This window comes from Longicatena caecimuris (genome assembly GCF_004341945.1).
Classification (GTDB): Bacteria; Bacillota_I; Bacilli_A; order Erysipelotrichales; family Erysipelotrichaceae; genus Longicatena; species Longicatena caecimuris.
The window spans coordinates 1-19006 of the sequence record NZ_SMBP01000015.1 but is presented as its reverse complement, the minus strand read 5'-3'; the positions used below and the strand labels follow the sequence as shown (position 1 = coordinate 19006).

The 19006-nt window shown below is 38.4% G+C and carries 7 protein-coding genes; 4 read left to right on the top strand and 3 right to left on the bottom strand.

Annotation, left to right across the window (positions count from 1 at the left end):
• Positions 1 to 8: 8 nt before the first annotated feature.
• Positions 9 to 2717 (top strand): sensor domain-containing phosphodiesterase, encoded by a 2709-nt coding sequence (locus EDD61_RS09210; RefSeq protein ID WP_132225113.1) that lies wholly within the window; start codon positions 9 to 11, stop codon positions 2715 to 2717.
• Positions 2718 to 2911: 194 nt separating this feature from the next.
• A complete protein-coding gene (locus EDD61_RS09205; protein WP_008690402.1) occupies positions 2912 to 4267 on the top strand; it encodes an MATE family efflux transporter in 1356 nt (451 codons plus the stop codon).
• A gap of 139 nt (positions 4268 to 4406) precedes the next feature.
• Here the strand turns inward: EDD61_RS09205 and EDD61_RS09200 are convergent, their stop codons facing one another.
• From EDD61_RS09200 to EDD61_RS09190, 3 genes are all read right to left on the bottom strand, one after another.
• The gene (locus EDD61_RS09200) at positions 4407 to 6002 is read right to left on the bottom strand and encodes an ABC-F family ATP-binding cassette domain-containing protein (RefSeq protein WP_132225111.1); all 1596 of its coding nucleotides are present in this window, start codon (positions 6000 to 6002) and stop codon (positions 4407 to 4409) included.
• A 241-nt stretch (positions 6003 to 6243) separates the two neighbouring features.
• The gene (locus EDD61_RS09195) at positions 6244 to 13857 is read right to left on the bottom strand and encodes a SpaA isopeptide-forming pilin-related protein (RefSeq protein WP_165877204.1); all 7614 of its coding nucleotides are present in this window, start codon (positions 13855 to 13857) and stop codon (positions 6244 to 6246) included.
• Positions 13858 to 14019: 162 nt separating this feature from the next.
• Entirely contained in the window at positions 14020 to 17829 is a 3810-nt protein-coding gene (locus EDD61_RS09190; RefSeq protein ID WP_165877203.1) for a collagen binding domain-containing protein, read from the bottom strand.
• A gap of 236 nt (positions 17830 to 18065) precedes the next feature.
• On the opposite strand from EDD61_RS09190, the gene EDD61_RS09185 reads away from it, so the two are divergent.
• A complete protein-coding gene (locus tag EDD61_RS09185) occupies positions 18066 to 18302 on the top strand; it encodes a hypothetical protein (RefSeq protein WP_132225105.1) in 237 nt (78 codons plus the stop codon).
• Positions 18303 to 18501: 199 nt separating this feature from the next.
• The gene (locus EDD61_RS09180) at positions 18502 to 18828 is read left to right on the top strand and encodes a MazG nucleotide pyrophosphohydrolase domain-containing protein (protein ID WP_008978117.1); all 327 of its coding nucleotides are present in this window, start codon (positions 18502 to 18504) and stop codon (positions 18826 to 18828) included.
• Positions 18829 to 19006 lie beyond the last annotated feature (178 nt).

Here is a 19006-nt window from a genome sequence, read left to right as displayed (position 1 = left end):
TGTCTTCCATGCAGAAAAAGCTGATTCCCACCATTCTGATACTCTCCCTCATCCTTTCCGGTTTTTTATCTTTAAACGCTATCAGAAACATGCAGGGAAATGCCCGCGTGGTTAATTATACCGGTGTTGTCCGTGGAGCTACGCAACTTCTGGTGAAACAGGAAATGGCAGGCAAAACAAATCATGCGCTTATTCAAAAGCTAGATGGAATCCTAAACGAATTACAAACAGGTGATGGACCAAATGGATTAACACGCATGGATGATGAAACCTACCAAAAACAGCTGCAGGAGCTTGAAAAAGATTGGGCTGTAATCAAGGAGGAAATTAAAGAAGTCCGCAAAAGTAAGGATACTGCCGAATTACTACGGTTAAGTGAACAGTACTTTCAAGCCTGTGATGATACCGTAAAAGAAGCTGAAATATATACCGAGCAACGCGTCTCTTCGATCATGCGGATACTGATGGTACAAATTCTTCTTTGTTTGGCAATTGTTGCTTTTGTCGCCGCCATAACTTCACGAATGCGTAAACGCCAACAAGAAATGGAAAAGGTGGAAATTGAGAATCGTAAAAAAAGTGAAGCCTTATCGCTGTTGGCAAAACAATTACAGGCTCCGATGAATGAAATCTCCGAAACTTTGTATATTGCCGATTTAGAAACTTATGAATTATATTTTTTAAATGAAGCCGGTCAGCGTTCTTTCCATACAAAAGACTTTTACGGACGCAAATGTTATGAAGTTTTGCAGGGAAGAACTTCGCCATGTCCGTTTTGTACAAATCCGCAATTGGATGAAGGCAAAATTATCACCTGGGAATTTTCTAATCCCATCTCTTTACGCCATTACCTGTTAAAAGATCGTCTCATTGAGTGGGAAGGACGTAAAGCACGTATGGAAATTGCTTTCGACATGACCGAAAATGAAAAAGAGAAACAACAATTACAGAACATGCTGGATGCGCAAAATATGATTGTCCGCTGTGTTCATCATCTATATGAAAATCAAGATGTCACAAGCAGCATTCATGCCGTGTTACAAGCCGTCGGCAAATTCTTTACAGCGGATTGTACGTACCTTATCAGCATTGATAATCAAATGCCGTTTGCTAATCAAGAATGGTGTGATGCCCATATCGCTTCTCGCAAACAAGATTTTGCTAAACTCCCGCAAGCCGTTATCCATCATTGGCTTTCGGCCTTTAGTGAAAAGGGGAGCGTTATCATCAGTGATCTTGCGGAAATAAATAAGCTCTCTGAAGAAGAATATCAGATATTACAAAACCATAACATCCAACGTATGGTAGCTGTTCCATTAGAAAGTAATCATCAGATCATCGCTGTCTTAGGAGTTGACAATCCAGCTAAGGACATGATGCAAAATATTACTTCGATGTTACAAACCTTGTGTTACTTTATCATGCTGACCATCAAACGAGATCAAGCAGAAAAGAAACTGGCTCATTTAAGCTATCATGATGAATTAACTTCGTTCTATAATCGCAACCGATACATCGAAGATGTAAAACATATCGCGCACTCTCATCAATCCGTCGGTGTCGTTTATCTGGATATCAACGGTTTAAAAGATATTAATGATAAGTATGGACATGCTCGTGGCGATGAGCTTATCATCGAAGCGGCTTTACATATGCGACGTGTCTTCCCACAGGCCGATATTTATCGTATCGGAGGAGATGAATTTGTTATCATATCCACAAACCTGAGTCAAGATGTTTTCCAGCGGCAAGTCCGTGAACTGCGAGGTTCTATCAAAGATCAGGAAATGCTGAAGTTTGCTTTGGGCAGCCGTTGGTCACCACAGGCGGATGGCATCAATGATTTTATTGCCGAAGCAGATGCCTGTATGTATGAAGATAAACGTGTTTTCTATCGGAATCGTCAAAATACAAAGCGTTATCGTCATTATAATGATGAATTGTTGCATCTTTCTGACCCCAACACGTTACAAGCAGAAATAGCTATGCACCATTTTCATGTGTATCTGCAATCAAAAATTCGCTCGACAAGTGGAGAAGCGTTTGGGGCCGAAGCTTTGATACGTTATGAAGACCGTGATGGAACCATTATATCGCCAGGGGATTTTATGCCCCTGCTAGCCGAGCATCATCTGATTTCCGTGATTGATTATTACATCTTTGAACGCATCTGTATGCTCATTCGCGAGTGGCTGGATGCCTATGCCACGATTGTCCCGATTTCCGTTAATCTATCCCATCAAACGATGATCAAAGCCACCTTACTTCAGGATTTATTAGCTATCTGTCAAAAATATGAAGTAGCTCCATCCTATCTGGAGATTGAAATTAGTGAACATGGCGATCATCTTTCTGATAAAGACCTTATAACTTTGATACATGAATTAAAACATCATGGTTTTAAAATATCGTTAGATGATTTTGGTACTGAGTATGCCAATCTGGCATTATTATCCGCTGCTCCATTTGATGTCTTGAAACTAGACAAGAGTATCATCAATGAATTAGACAGTAATCCACGGACGCAAAAAATAGTAACTGCCATCATGAAACTATGTGAAGAATTACATATTACAATTATCGCTGAAGGTATAGAAACACTGCAACAGCTGCAGACCCTCACATCCTGCGGTGTAACACTTGTTCAAGGCTTTTATTACAGCATTCCTTTACCTGTTGATGAGTATCAGCGTAAGTATATGCACCCCAAATCCTAATCACATTTCCCTCCATCCTGTCTTATATTAGTAAGCTGCCACAAGCTTTCTCCAATATAGGGCAGGATGTTTTTTTGAGGATAAATGAAAGAAAACCGCAACTTCTATGAAAGAGAATGATTTTGTGAACTATCTTTTTTTCAAAGTCGGGTGTATAATAAAGAACCATAAGAAATAAGGGGTAAGGTGATGTCATGCAACAGGAGAAAACCAAACAGAAAGGATTAATGACAGAAGGTGTTATATGGAAAGAGTTATTATTATTTTCCGTGCCGCTTTTATTAGGCAATTTATTCCAACAGCTTTATAATGCGGTGGATTCTGTCGTTGTTGGTAATTATATAGGTGCACAGGCCTTAGCTGCTGTTGGCAGCAGTGCTCCCGTTATTAACCTGCTTGTCAGCTTTTTCATGGGGTTATCGGTTGGTGCTGGAGTTATCATCTCTCGTTATTTCGGCGCTCGTAATATGGAAAGCTTACAAGACAGTATTCATACTTCTTTGGCCCTTACTATGACAGCCGGTATCTTTATGACCTTGTTTGGAATCATCTTCTCTCCAACCATATTGCGTTGGATTGGAACTCCATCAGATGTTATGAGCAGTTCTGTTTTGTATCTGCGTATATATTTTGGTGGTATTCTATCCGTTATGTTGTACAACATGGGCAGTGGTATCCTGCGTGCTGTTGGGGATTCTAAAAATCCATTATATTTTCTGATTGTATCCAGTATCACCAATATCCTGCTGGATCTATTGTTTGTCATCGTGTTTGATATGGGCATAGCCGGCGTAGGCTGGGCGACCTTAATTGCTCAAACCATCAGTGCCGTGTTAACCCTCTTATTACTCATCAAAACGAAACAAGAATATAAAGTCACCTTAAAAAAGATTCGCTTTCATAAAGATAAGTTGATTGAAATCATCCGCTTAGGCTTACCGAGTGGTATTCAAAACGGCGTTGTTTCCTTTTCAAACGTTATCGTGCAAAGTAACATCAATGCCTTTGGCTCTTTAGCGATGGCTGGCTGTGGTGCTTATACCAAGATTGATGGCTTTGCCATTTTACCGGTGATGAGCTATTCTATGGCTTTAACAACCTTTACCGGACAAAATATGGGAGCTAAGAAATATGATCGTGTGAAACAGGGAGCACGCTCTGGTATCATCATGTCCCTACTCACAACCATCGCCATCTCAGCCTTATTGTTAATATTCGGTGAGCAGGTATTATCCATCTTCTCTGATAATCCTAAGGTTATTTCCTATGGTTTGTATATGATGCATGTATTAGCTCCATTTTATATTTTCCTTGCTATTTCTCATGCCTTTAACGGCATCATCCGCGGTGCCGGTATTACCACGATTCCTATGATTGTCATGATTACTTGCTGGTGTGGAATGCGTATGACCTGGATATTGGCAAGTGTTCCTATCTTCCATGATATCGGAGTTGTCTTTATGGGCTGGCCATTAACATGGGCTGCCAGTGCTTTATGGCTCTTCCTATATTATAAAAAAGGCAATTGGATGAAGCGTTCCATGTATTAACAAGTCTACTTACATTCAGAAAAAAAGCTGATGTTTCTATGTTTCTTACCAATAAAGGTATTACATATACATCAGCTTTTCTTTTGCTTATTTTAAATAATTATTGCTTATGAATTTTATAGGCAGTGCCATGATGAATTTACTCTTCAATACCATATTCACGTTCTAAATATTCATCATAGCTCATGCGGCGATCAATGATGCCATCCTCGCGAATTTCAATAATACGGTTTGCGATTGTTTGAATGAATTGATGGTCATGAGAGGTAAAGACCATCTCTCCCTTAAAGTTGATTAGGCCATTGTTTAAAGCCTGTATGGATTCCAGATCCAGATGGTTGGTAGGATCATCCAGCAACAATAAATTCGGTGCTTCCAACATGCTTTTTGATAACATACAACGAGCACGTTCGCCTCCGGATAACACATTGACAGGTTTTAAGGCTTCTTCCCCACTAAACAACATTCTTCCTAAGAACCCGCGAATATAACTCATATCATCAATACTCGTGTACTGGCTCAGCCAGTCACAAATACTTTCTTCCCCTTCAAAATAAGCAGCATTATCATCAGGGATATAGCTTGGTGTAATAGTTTGTCCAATTTCTACTTTCCCACTATCCGGTTCTATTTCTTTCGCCAGAAGTTTTAATAATAATGAAGTTTGCAAAGGATTGCCGATCAGGGCAATCTTATCCCCATTCATTAAAGAAAACGAAATGTTATGCAAAAGTTCTTTTCCTTCAATCGATGCACAAAGATCTTCGACAAATAAAATGGCTTTTCCTGATTCACGTTCCGGCTTAAAATCCACAAAAGGATATCTTCTGGTAGATGGCTGTAAATCATCCAGCGTAATCTTATCTAAGATTTTCTTACGTGAAGTTGCCTGTTTCGATTTTGCGGCATTCGCTGAGAATCGGGCAATAAAGGCTTCTAATTCTTTAATCTTTTCTTCTTTTTTCTTGTTTGCATCTTTCATCTGTTTTGCCAGCAGCTGACTGGATTCATACCAGAAATCATAGTTACCGCTGTAAATCTTAATGCCTCCGAAATCCACATCGGCGATATGCGTACAAACCTTGTTTAAGAAATGACGATCATGCGATACGACGATAACGGTACTTTCATAATTGATCAAAAAATGCTCCAGCCAGGCAACGGATTTTAAATCTAAACCATTGGTAGGCTCATCTAACAACAGTGTATTTGGCTTGCCAAACAATGCCTGCGCTAACAGAATCTTAACCTTTTGTGCAGGCGTCATGGCTGACATCAATTCTTGATGTAAGCTTACCGGTATATCCAACTGTTCCAAAAGGTTGGCTGCTTCACTTTCCGCATTCCAGCCATCAAGATTCGCAAATTCTTCTTCTAATTCTCCGGCTTTTACTCCATCTTCATCGGTAAACTCGCCTTCTTTTGTATACAAGTATTCTTTTTCTTTCATGATGGCATATAAGCGCTCATTTCCCATCATCACAGTTTCTAACACCGGAAATTCTTCAAACTTGTAATGATCCTGTTCCAGTGTAAAAACCGTTTCATTCGGTCCGGTAAAAACATCTCCGGTATCCGGCTTTAATTCACCACTTAACACTTTTAGAAAAGTACTTTTACCGGCTCCATTTGCGCCAATTAACCCATAGCAATTACCATCCGTGAATTTTAAATTTACATCCTTATATAACGTGCGTGCACCAAAACGCACGCTCACATTGTTTGTCCCTATCATATAGAACCTCCATTTTTCATGCCTGTGCATTATAGCATGTGTCTTTCAGAAATACAAATACACACGCCAGGATACTTTCCTATCCTTTTTATGATGTCTTTATAAATTAGCATTACTAATTCAAAAAATCCATTTTGCTAAGCTCTTGCGTCCCATGCACTTTTCCTTATCAAAAAAGTATCTAAAAGTGAAAAAAGCTCGATATGTTAATTGTTCTTACACATCAGAGCTTTTTCTTTCCTTATACGTTATGTCGGCGCTTTTTTGACAATATGCCAAGTGCCAACATCGTCATGATACAGATTCCCATATAGCCATACACATGAGATGTATCAAATGTCTTAACTTCTTCAGGATCTGGTTGGATCATTGTATCAACCTTTCGCTCATCCATAACAATCAATTGATCTACACGGTTTCCATCAACCAGAATAGTTCCATCTTTCTGTAATGTAAATGGCAGATCTTTCGCTGTCTGATAGCCTTTTGGGGCATTTATTTCACGTAAGATATAATTTCCTTCAGCTATTCCGATGCATTTATCGCGTCCTTGCGAAGTCCAGGTGAGAGCATTCCCTTGATAATCCTTCGCTAATTTCATCGTAGCTGCATCGTATATCGCAAATACAGCACCAGATAACAGTTGTTTACTATCCTTATCACGTTTCTCTATCGTAAGCGAGGTTAAGGTATTCTGCATCGTAACTTCTTGCGTATCGTTTTCCTTCACCCCAACCTTTTTGTCGGTTATCGTGAAAAAGATATCTTTCCCAAGCTGATAGCCGTAAGGAGCTTTGATCTCTTTTAATCTATACGTTTCACCAGCTGTTAATGTATTTACGATTGTATGTGCTTTGCCGTCGGATATCCAGCGTTCAAGGACCTTGCCATCTTTATCTACAATGGCTAAAGTTGCATTTGACAATGCCTTTCCATCGGCATCCACCTTGTGCACATTTACTATTACATCCGCTTCATACCAAATCATAGTACCCGTAGGATCCAGTTTCACGCTTCCTTGCCCATCATCCAGCATATCCATCATGATTTGATTGTCTTTCATGATATATTGGAAAGTTATAGGATATTTAGCACAATAACTGCCTACTGGTGCATCGATTTCCTGAATTTGATAAAGCTGATTCCATAACACCCCTTCAAAGCGCAACATTCCTTGTGCATCGGTTTTAGCTGTCGCAATCAGCTGTGGATGTTCATCCTCTATAGAAGCGATGCGATATAATCCATACACAGCATTTGGAAGCACCTTTGTCGGTTCATTCTCACTGACTTTTTTTAATACGATATCTTTGCGATATACATCATTGACAATATCTTTTACCACCTGTTTGGTTGTCAAATTGATCATATCCTGTGGCTGTCCCGAAGCATCCAGATGTATTTGATAGGTATCAGCAGGGTCGACAAACCCTTTTGGTACATTTGTTTCCTTTATTGTATATGTGTGATCAGCCAACAATTTCTCAAATACAACTGTTCCTGTCGCATCACTTACCGCCTTTTTAACTAACACTCCCTGTTCATCATAAGCACTGAATTCAGCTCCTGCTAATGCTTTTTTGGCATCTTGGGGAAGTGCATTTGTGCCTAATGTCTCATCACTACAGCTTTCAACATAAGAAGCTAGTTTATGGAAGGTAACATTCGTCTTTAAATTGGTAATCGCTAAGCCTTTTACCTCAAGCAGCATTTCGCTGCCTTTCTTACCAATTGTAAAGAATGCTTCCCTTTGTTTTAGCTGATAACCGGCAGGTGCTTTTACTTCTGCGATGCGATAATCGCCCCATGGCAAATCATGGATCGTTAAGCATCCTGTATCCGTGCTTTTTGCTTGGTATTTTCCTTGAGCATCTTTGCTATATTCATTTCCGGTTGTAAATTCACCGTATGTTTGCCCATTTTGATACAAGGCAAAGACGGCACCATTCAATGCTTCCAGAGAAAGTGCATCACTCTTCATCAGTTGCATTGTTCCTAACTGACGTTGATTCTTAACCGTATTTCCATTCTTCAAAGTGATTTGGGCTTCACTCTTATCATCCACCACAAAGGTTGCTTCATAGGGTGTTTCCTCGATCACATAGCCAATCGCAGGCTGTGTTTCACGAAGCAGATACGTTCCTTTTTGGTTTACTATGAATTGCAGACTGCCATCCTCTAATGTCGTTTTTTCTACACTTGGTTCTTCAACAACATTACCTGTTCCATCCTTAACTCTTTGCAGACTGAATCGGGTATCCGCAATCGCAGTTTCATCTTCCTGATCCTTTTTCACAATTGTTATACTTCGCTGATAAGACCTATTGTGAATATCAATCGTCAATACATCTGGCTGCATGACAATCTCTTCTTCAATTTTACCTTGAATAGTGAAGTGCGTTTTTGCTTCCTCATCAAAAGGCAGTTGATATTCATCCGCAGTCTGTGTCTCCACCAGATAATAGTCACCGGCTGCTAAGCCATCACTTAGCTTAGCGGTACTATCCAAACGCTGTATATCGGCCTGTTGACTTTCCCATAGACCATGGATATCCGTAGTAAGATGTTCTGCTATCTTTGTTCCATCTTTTTTATAAAGATCAAACTGTACATTCGCTATATCTTCTTTCTGCAACGAGGTTTTATGAATCTTAAACTGACCCATGATTGCTGTATCCTGCATGGTAATGAGGTTTCCCTCTGCCTTGGAGTGATCGCTGAGAATCGTGACAGCACCTTGAGCATCTAACATAAACGAAATTGGATCAGCTGTCGTATAACCGGATGGCGGTGTAAGTTCTTTCAGCCAATAGCAGCCTACCGGTAATCCACGTATTTCATGTGGCTTGCCATCAGAAGTCCAAGTTAAAGCTTTTCCTTCCACCATGACGATTGTCTTACCCATCACACCATCTACATCTGCAAATATTGCTAATTCAGCGCCTATTAATGGATTCTTTTGCATATCTGTTTTCTGAATGCTAAGGTTTGTCCTGTTATTTTCAACTTGTAACATCTTACCATCAGCAGATACGGTTATTACATCTTTTTCATCATAATGCACATCATGGAAAAGACCATCACGTGTAATTGTGAAACGAATTTCATCGTGCAGATCAAGATAACTGCTATGATCCATTGATTCTTCTTTTAATGTATAGGAAGCATCTGCTGCTACGATTGCGGCAACAGGTTGTTTACTGTTTCGTTCTATTAATGCACCTTGCTCATCACTAAGCAAAGACCAAGATGCCTCACTGTCAAGCTGACGCAGGGTAAACAGTTTGTTGGCTATTGCCTTCTTTTGATCATCTGTTTTGATGATACGAAAGGCCATTGCTTTATCCTTAATTACACATTTTGCTTTCCTTTCATTATCCCACAAAGTCATGCCATCTGCATCTATGCGCAGTTCTACATCTTTTGCGTAGGTAAAACCATTTAATGCTTTTTCTTCATGCAACAAATATGCATTTCCTTGTAGTACATCCTTACCAAAAGCAATCGTTCCTGTTTCATCCGTATGATATGTTTTAGGCTTTGTTGTACCATCCTTAAATATAGCATCCTTCTTTGGAGTAAGGGTAAAGATAACATTCTCTTGCGGCTGCTGTTCAGCTATCTTTTGCATATCAGCCACAATTGGCGCATTCATCAGATGAATTCCTTCCCTATTCTCGAGTATCTGATAGTGTGCATCCCATTCACCATCCGCCTTTATGGTTCCATCGTTTTGCATTGTGAATTGTACCTTAGTTTTTTCACGTTGATAGCCTAAAGGTGCTTGTTGTTCACTGAGTTCATATCGATGATTGGCAATTAACAACCCTTCGATGCTTAGACGATCCCCTGTTTTTTGCGCTAACGCCTTAGCTAATACCTCATTATTCGAAGGATCACTTAAGTCCTCTATCGTAAAGATGGCTTGTGATAATGGATTGCCTTTTAAATCTGTTTTCTGAATCGTAAATGTATTGACGGTATTTGTGATAGCACCTGCTTGCACATAGGCAATGGATAGGTGCTGCGCATCAATTGTAAAGTGATATTCTTTTGGATTCAGCTTATAGCCATGCGGCGCCCGAGTTTCTTTTAAAGTATATTCGCCCCATGGCAGATCACTTACTTGTATCCTTCCCATATCATCTGTAGTAAAGGGTTTTTCATACCCTTCCCCATATAAGGTAAATTCAGCATTTTGTAACGGTTGTTTCGTTTTATCATCCAACTTGCTCAACTGTAGTTTACCTGCTATTCTTTCATTCATGATTTCGATGGTCTTATCATGGAGTTGTCCTTTTCGCATCGTTAAAGAACCATCCGTATTTACAAGAAAGCTTGCGACTTTTTCTGCAGGCAATAGATACCCTTGATCCACGGCTGTTTCTATTACTTCATATTCATGTTCCTGCAACAGCTTTGTTAAAACGATTGTTCCGTTTTGGGTCTGTATATTTTGTGAAGTCGCTGCCGTCTTATCCAATAAGATAAACGACGCATTGATTGGCTGCTTACTTGTCGCATCAATCTTTTTCAACGTTACCTGAATTGGTATGTTTTCAACAACGATCTCTTCTTGTTCCTTCGTTTCTGTTACGTAACCATAGGCATCGACCGTAAAATGGATACTTTGTGATGGCAAGGCATATCCTTGCGGTGCCGTTGTTTCTATTAATTCATAGGAATGATCGCCAATTAGGTTCCAATTTGTATCATATAAAGCCAGTTTTCCCTGTTTATCTGTCTTCAGATCCGTAATTTCTGTTTTCGTGGTATGAGCAAATGTTCCTTTTAAAGTAAAGTAGGCATCTGCTAATCCCGTGTCTTTTCCCTGTTCCTTTTTCACCACTTGAATGCGAATGGCATCATCTTGAAATTGCAGGCGATTTGCTTCTGCATGAACAATGCCTTCATCCTTAACTACTTCAACCTTTCCATTTACATCAAATTGAATGATTGGCTGCTTCTTTGTACAGCGATAACCATCTGGCGCTTTGCTTTCTATGAGCTGATATTCTGTATTAGGTAATAATTGTGCTTGATTTGCATCTTCTAATGTTTTTTCCGTAGTATGATCGGCAAATACACCTTTTACAACGAACTTAGCTCCAGTTAAAAGCTTTCCTTGTGTATCATACTTATCAATCGCTAACGCTATAGGAAGATCATAGAGCGTATTTCCTTCCATGCGACAGTTTTGAACATCGTGGAAGCTTACCTTTCCTGTATTTGAAATTGTCACTTCCAAGCTGGCTTTGCGATATCCTTTGGGCACAACAATTTCTTCCATACTATAATTACCTGCTAAAAGTTTAAAAACATCACCATCTTTATACAAATAAGGTATACCATCTTTTGTCGCTTGTACAACATGATCCTGATACGTATCACTTAGTGTATAGCTATCTTTCTCAGCCTTGACATATGCCACAATCGTATCCTGATCTTTTATCGCGAAGACGGCATCCAGTAAACTACGATCCGCGATACCCTTTTTTTGTAGCGTAATCGCTTGGCGTACATATGTATTAATCAATGCTTTCTGATTAGCACTTTCGCCTACGATGCTATATCCCTGTTCTGCCCCTTCATTACAAATATACACCGTTCCACCATGTGATGCGGTTGTCTTTTCATCATTAATATCAAAAGAAACCTTACCATTCATCATTTGATAGCCGGTGACAGTGGCAATCTCTTCTATCGTATAACGGCCATAATATAAATGTTTACGCACTTCCTTGTTATTTTCATCCTTACCGATAAGTTTTCCATCTTCGCTGATTGGAAACATACCCTGTGCATTGGTTGTTAATCGAAGATAAGGCACTTCTTTTTGTTCTACTACTTTATTTACTTGGAATACACAGCCTTCTAACGGCTTACTGTAAGAAGGTTTGACAAAGTTGTTCTCTTGCCACTCACCGGTTTGCTTCTGAACTTGGACATACGCAAATTTCCGCTGATTTATGACAGTATAAGATCCATCTTTTTCTGGTAACTCCTTCCAGCCATTCGCCAATGTAACATCTTCAGCCTTGAGATTATAAGCATGATCGATGAGTTCCTGTACGAAATTATCATGATAATACGCTTCTACCTTTGTTTTTTCAATATGCATATATACAGCAACTTTATTATGACCGTCTTGTAAATCCTGCAGATCACCATTTTCAATCAACAAATAATCACCAACAGGTAATTCATGTAGGGTAAAATTACCATCAGCATTTGTCGTCATTACCTTTTTCATATAAGGATAATAACTTGTAATTGTTGCATCCGGCTGTAATAAACTTATTTCTTCGCTATCTTCCTCTAGCGGCATAACAGCACGACGATACAAAGCAAAGCTTACATCTGCTAAGGCATTGCCATCTTGATCCTGTTTATGAACATGTAATGTTTTACTATATAACGCATTTGCAACATCCTGTTTATACGTAAAGGTTGCATGTTCTTTATCATAGAGGAAAGATGAACGTAGAATGGTGATATCATCAACTTTATTAAACTGTGGTAAATCACTGAGTTCTTTGCATACATAGTCGCCATATTCCACATCCTTGAAAACAACACTGCCATCACTTTTTGATTCACTAAGATACAATGGCTTTTCAGCAATGGTATTTCCGATCTTACGATACAAACCAAAAGATACTTGCTGCAAAGGTTTCCCATTAAGCCCTAACAAGCCACTCTTCTGACTGTCAATTACCTTATGCAGAATCACACTGCCTTTTTCCGGTGTATTGGTCAGCACACGATCTTGAAGTTCTGGTGAAATGACACTCTTCGCTTTTTTACTCTTATACACTTTGCCATCTTCATCAATAACAAGCTGATCGCCTTCTTCTTCACTGATGGTAACCTTATACGTTATGCTGTTTTGTTCATAGCCATCTTTCTTTTCTTCCTGTAATTCATATTCTCCAACCGGCAGATTAGCAAAGGTAACACTGCCATCGGACAAAGAAACGGCATTACTTGTATATCCTTGATTTGTTGGTGTTGTTCCTGTCGCTTTTAACGTAAAGTGAACACCTTCTAAAGGTTCTTTATTATCTTTAACAATCTGTTGCTGCTCACCGTTTTGATAAGCTGCATATTTCTTAAACGTAAAGGAACCTTTTACATAATCGTTGTATAAAGTATGATTGTCTTGGTAGCTTAAACCATGGTTGGCAGCTCCACTGAAAGCAAAAGCATAGGTGCCATCCGCTTGAATTGTTACATTAACTTGTAAGCTTCCTCCAACATCTAAATTGGTATCTGTAGCGATTTCGGTAAGTGTGTATTCTCCCGCATCTAAATTCTCAATCGTAACTTTGCCATCATCATCGGTTTTGACATAGCGATCTTTCACTTTGCCTTCCAATTGATGAATGGCATGCAGACGAAACGTAATGCCTTTTCCGGCATTTTGATACTCACTTACTTTCCCATCCTTAACAAGTGCCGGTATTTTTTTCGTAAAACTAAATACTGCATCATCATTAGGTTCATCTTCAATAATTATTTGTGGAACAGGTGTATTTGCACCATATAGAATAGGTGATATCGGATATTCCTTCCCCTGATAAGAAACCTTATCTACACTGTCCTTATCCGGTGCATCCTTTACCACAAAACGGAAAAACTGCGGTTCTGCGATTGCCTTATATCCTTTTGGTGATGCTGTCTCACGCAGCATATAAATGACATTTTCTTTATTCATCACATTCAGAAAATATGCCATGCCATCGGTTGAAACATTAATCTTTTTATAAGATTCGATCGCATCACCAAGTACGTATACATCCGCTTCTTTTGCTACGGCATATGCGTTAATTTCAAATTCGGCATCATCCAACAAATGATTTTTATTTTCGCCAGGATCAATGCTATTTGTACTGATCTTACGAATAGCGAGTTTTGGTCGTGGATTTTTTGTGGCATTATCATTAAAATCAAAACTTCCATCATACCCGCCATCGCTTATATTTGAATCTTCGACTGGGTCTCCATCCGGATTTTTCTAGTACACTTCATTGGCGATGGTAGCACCTGCCGCATATTCATTAAGATAGGTTTTAAAAGTCAATTTATAAGTTGATGTATCATCGGTAGGAAACTTCCAAGTAAATCCATCATAACCATTGATGGTAAGATCATTTACTTTATCTTGCGTAACCTCGTTTTCTTCTGGAGAAATACTACCATCTTCTTTTATGCCAACTTCATAAATGTGCAGAGAATCTTGATCCAATGTTTGAATGCTTGGTTCGTCTTCTGCCAATTGTTCGCGTAAATTTTCCACAAAAATAAGATTTTTTAAATTAACCTGATCTTTATTTATAATAATTGTCCATGTAATGCTGCCATCTTCCGAATCATAAATACCGCCTTTTTCCATCTGATTGTTTTTCACTTCAATCTTCGCTGTATCCGTAGCATTTACGATAGGTGCACTGACATCTTCACTGCCGATGACATCACCGGATAAAATGACCTTATTGTTAAATACTTTACTATCCGTAACATTCGTTAAGACATCAGTATCCTCTAGAATCGTCGTATAGACTAGCGTATAGCTTTTTTCTGCTATATCTGCTAACGTAAACGTTTCAATCGTTCGTGTTTCTCCATCAAGTACTTCTGTCGTTGATTGTGATGTGATTTTGTCCGACACATCGTTTCCATCCTGATCAAGCGCACTTACCAGCTTGCCAAATTTCGTATGTTTTTCCAAAATATCTTTTACAGAAGCATCTTTGATATCCAATTTATTCGGATTTACTATAACCTTCCATGTGAAGGCATGGGCTTTATAATCATATCCATTTACAGGTTCTTTGATGATAAGTGTATTTTTAATATGCATATCTGCCGAAATGGTCACATCAGTTGGTTTTCCGTTCACCTGAGCATCCATGACAGCACTGTTTGATATGGTCACATCTCCTTGTTGAGAAAGACTTGTAGGATCCTTCAGCTTTGCCTGAATATGATAAATGCGATATGTATTTGTATCAAATGCCGGCATTGTTAATATCAACTGTTTCTTATCTGCATCTTTATCCGCAATGACAAAATCTTTTACTTCCTGTGTTTGTGAAGAAGCATCATCACGATGATATTCTGTATAGGATATATGAAAGGAATGCAAATCATATGCACCTTTAGAGAAAATATCAGCTACTGTAATCTGTGTTTTCCCTTGTGCAGGCTGAATCACGGCCCCCATACGGTTAATTTCCAGATCCCAATATGCCATCTGGGTTGCCGGATCATAATACGTTCCTTTTTTATCCATCACATCAACATTGGTATCCACATCTTTACTAAAGTTTACCACATCTTCCCATGTAGCCGGATTCGGTCCAGTTCCACCTTGATTATTCCATAACAGATTCACCTTATTGCCAATCTGCTTATTATCATCATGATGGTTCGTGATGTAATCCTCAATGCTTAAGCCATGCCGATTTAGTTCTGTGATATACTGAATCTTTACCTGTTCGCTTTCTTTGATACCATGATAGTCATCAAATGGGATCAATAAAACACATTGTTTTTGATAGGTTTCATCTTCAAATGGACTCGCTTCTTTTGTTTCATAAAGATAATAGAACGGTTCCTTTGTACCTTCGCCAATTTCGTTAATGTTTTCAACAGTTAGCTCTTCATAAGGGATGTTTGCGGTTTTTATCGCTATCTCATCCACAGGATATGTAATGGTCTTTCCTTTACTTGTGATGTTAAGACTTGAACCTTTTGCCAACATATGATCACTGTAAGAGAAAGTATCTACCAAATAGCCTTCTTTAAAATAAGGAAGTTTCGTAGCTGCCTGAATGGTCCAATTAAACTTCGTACCTTCCAAATCCTGTTGTTTTCCTTCTTTTTTCAAAAAGGTGACCTTCATCTGTGTTGCGACTTCATTAGATTCGGCTAGATTTTCAGCCTGTTTTTCATCTTTTAAAAATGCTTGATTGGTAAAAGGTGTATCCATAGAGCCTGCTTTGATTAGTTTTTGATAAGTTTCATCATCCGCTTCTAATACCAAACGGAAAGCTATTTCTTTACTATTTTCTTTTGTTATCTGATAAGATAAATTGCCATCTTTCAATGTATACTTGGTAATCGGTGTTTCTTCATTACCGTTTACTAAGAATAGCTGTTTTACCTTTAAACCCGCTGGTATGCGATCCACAAACCATGTCTTCTCTAATGTTTTTTTAGCAGTAAGGGCTTTGATCGTAATCGTATAAGAAATTTCGGTACCGCTGACTTTTAAAGGCGCATCCTTATCAATGCTATAGTTAGCAGCATTCTCAGAATCATCTCCATCGTTGATTGTTCCTATCTGCTTCATGATCAGCTTCCCATTTTCAAATTCTACATCTTGTGGTGTATCATCCAATGCAACATCCTCATCAAGGGGAATGTCAAAGTTACATACCGCAGAAACATTGGAATAATAATACATGTCATAAGTGAATACAACATGTACAACACCCTCACTTACCCAGTATTCGCCGATTTTATCTCCAAGATCATCGTACAGTTCCTTTATCGCTACATTCGCATCATTGAAACAATCACCCAATGGATAGGTATATTCTAACTTTGCCAACGCCTTCTTTACGTCCTCACGATTTAAAAAAGCCAGCATATCCTTATCATATTGTTCATAATCCCCATGAAAGACAGGAGCATTTGGCAGGGTGCTTAAGACGCGTTCTAGTGCCGTAATCAAAGTATCATCTTGTAAGGATACTTCAAATTTAAAACCTACTGTACGATCATCGTCATCTGCGCTATAACCTCCGTTTTTATTTAGGATATTGATTTTTACCTGTTCAAAACCATCTGGCAAGCCATCCTGTATTGTTATGCGATATGGGCTTGTCGCCAATGTCTGTTTCACACGCTCAACCACGCGTTCACTCAGTAAAGTCATTCTGTGATACGCAGGCGCATGTGTGGTAAGCTTATCCTTCTGTTCTTTTTGTATTTGCGATGGATTCGTTTTGGATGTATCTTTTTTATCGTTATCAACGTTCTCTGAACCGGCTGCCTCCACAGGATTCGCTTGTTCCTTATGTTCTTCCATCGTTTCCTGGGTCGGTGATTTATCATTGTTCTGCTTATTGTTAGAAGGATTGCTAGGATCTTGTTTATGCGAAGCATCCACATAAGCAGGGAAATGTATCTCAAGCGTATCTTTTGATTGCAGTTGCATGCTTATAATGGAGGCCGATTGCGCAAGCGCTATATCTATTGGCAACAACGCAAAAACTGCATTTTTATCTTCCTTTGTAATGGTTTTAAGGAAGGTAATATGCAAGATATGTTGTTCATCAATAGTATATTCCCCAAGTTGCTCCTGTTTTTTAGTTTCATCAAAGCCCTTTTCTGTATAACGGCTTTTCTCATAAGCATAAAGAGGCTGAGGCTTTGTTATCTTTTTCACACTTAGGTTTTCCGGCAATTGGATGGATACTTGATCTCCTTGCACGACATAGGTTTCATCATCTATCGTCTTCACAGCAAAGGATAACAACAGCTGTAACTTATCAGATTGTGTCAAATCCTTCTTAGAAGCATCAAGATGGCCCTCTTTCACTTGGATCATTTCTGAAACAGTGTCTTTTGTTTGTACCAAAAGACCTTCCAGTTGCCATTTCAGAATATCGCTGTTTTCATCATATACCAGCTTTTCCCTGAGTACAGGCTCCTCTTGCTTTGCTGTTTGTTCCTCACTTACCAGCTCCTTATTCGTTTCTACCTTTTCCTGTGCATACAAATAATTGTTAGGAAAAAGAGATATGATCATGAGCATAACAACAAATACTCCTACAAGTTTTCTTGAAAAGTTTTGAAATGCCCTGATGTTTCGTTTTTTTCGTCTTTTCATAACTAATGATCCCTTTCTTTTTTACGTTTTCAAATATAGCATAGTCCTAGAAAAAAAAGGAAAAATTAAGACGAAATATTATTGGAACACATGATAGCTTTAAACAAATTACTGATTTAGCTATCCACACACCTATTGCATTTACGGATGGGGGTTTTTGTTTGTTAGTTATTGACGCTATTTATATAACCTCTAATTCTCAGCTAAAAACAGATACAAAATTGCGTAAATCCACAGAAATACAGCATTTATCAGAAAAACCGCGAAATAAAACAGGGAAAATGACAACGAAATTACAACAAATGAAAGAGTCTTATGTAACGACTTATACAAAGAAATACAGCGTTATGGAAGAAAGCCGTTTGAAAGAGGGGCTTTTTCCATTCCGTAAACAATAGACATTGCATTTCTGCCGGATTACCTTAAAACTTATTAGTCTATAGTTTCAAAGGCTTGTTGCATATGCAATACTGAATAGCACCCTTTACAAAGTATAGGCTATTATTAGCTTTTCAAAAGCAGAAAAAAATTACAGTACTTATAATGGCATGGTATAATGCAGGCAAAGATAAATTGAAATTTGAAGGAGATATTTATATGAGTGAATTTACAATCAATGAAATGAAAGAAATGCAAAAAATACTACAAGAAAAATACAAAGACAAATGGGAAGGTATTTCTGCTGAAGTAGGGCAAAACAAATTACTATGGATGGTTGGAGAAATTGGCGAAGTAATTGATATTGTAAAAAAGCATAGCGGATTAAAAGCCAGTCAAGATGAAGATTTGAGAAAGGATTTGATTGAAGAATTAGCAGATGTACTGATGTATTACAATGATGTTTTATTATGTTACGATATTTCATCCGAAGAATTAAAAACGGCATATGTTCATAAGTTTGAAAAGAATATGAAGCGTTGGTAAATAAAAAGATGTTTGATTACAGTTCATGATAGCTATAAAAAGATACTGAAAAAGCTATGCTGTTTTTCACAGTAAAAAATTCAGGGTTTGTCAAGAAAAGTGTGTAAGTAAAATTGATTAAGACATCTATTTAAGATATTTTTCAATACGAGATGTAAAAATTTCATTAACCATAAGT

Coding starts and splice junctions, on each gene's coding strand:
- EDD61_RS09210 (WP_132225113.1), top strand. CDS start 9: ATGCAGAAAAAGCTGATTCCCACCATTCTGATACTCTCCCTCATCCTT.
- EDD61_RS09205 (WP_008690402.1), top strand. CDS start 2,912: ATGCAACAGGAGAAAACCAAACAGAAAGGATTAATGACAGAAGGTGTT.
- EDD61_RS09180 (WP_008978117.1), top strand. CDS start 18,502: ATGAGTGAATTTACAATCAATGAAATGAAAGAAATGCAAAAAATACTA.
- EDD61_RS09190 (WP_165877203.1), bottom strand. CDS start 17,829: ATGCTCATGATCATATCTCTTTTTCCTAACAATTATTTGTATGCACAG.
- EDD61_RS09200 (WP_132225111.1), bottom strand. CDS start 6,002: ATGATAGGGACAAACAATGTGAGCGTGCGTTTTGGTGCACGCACGTTA.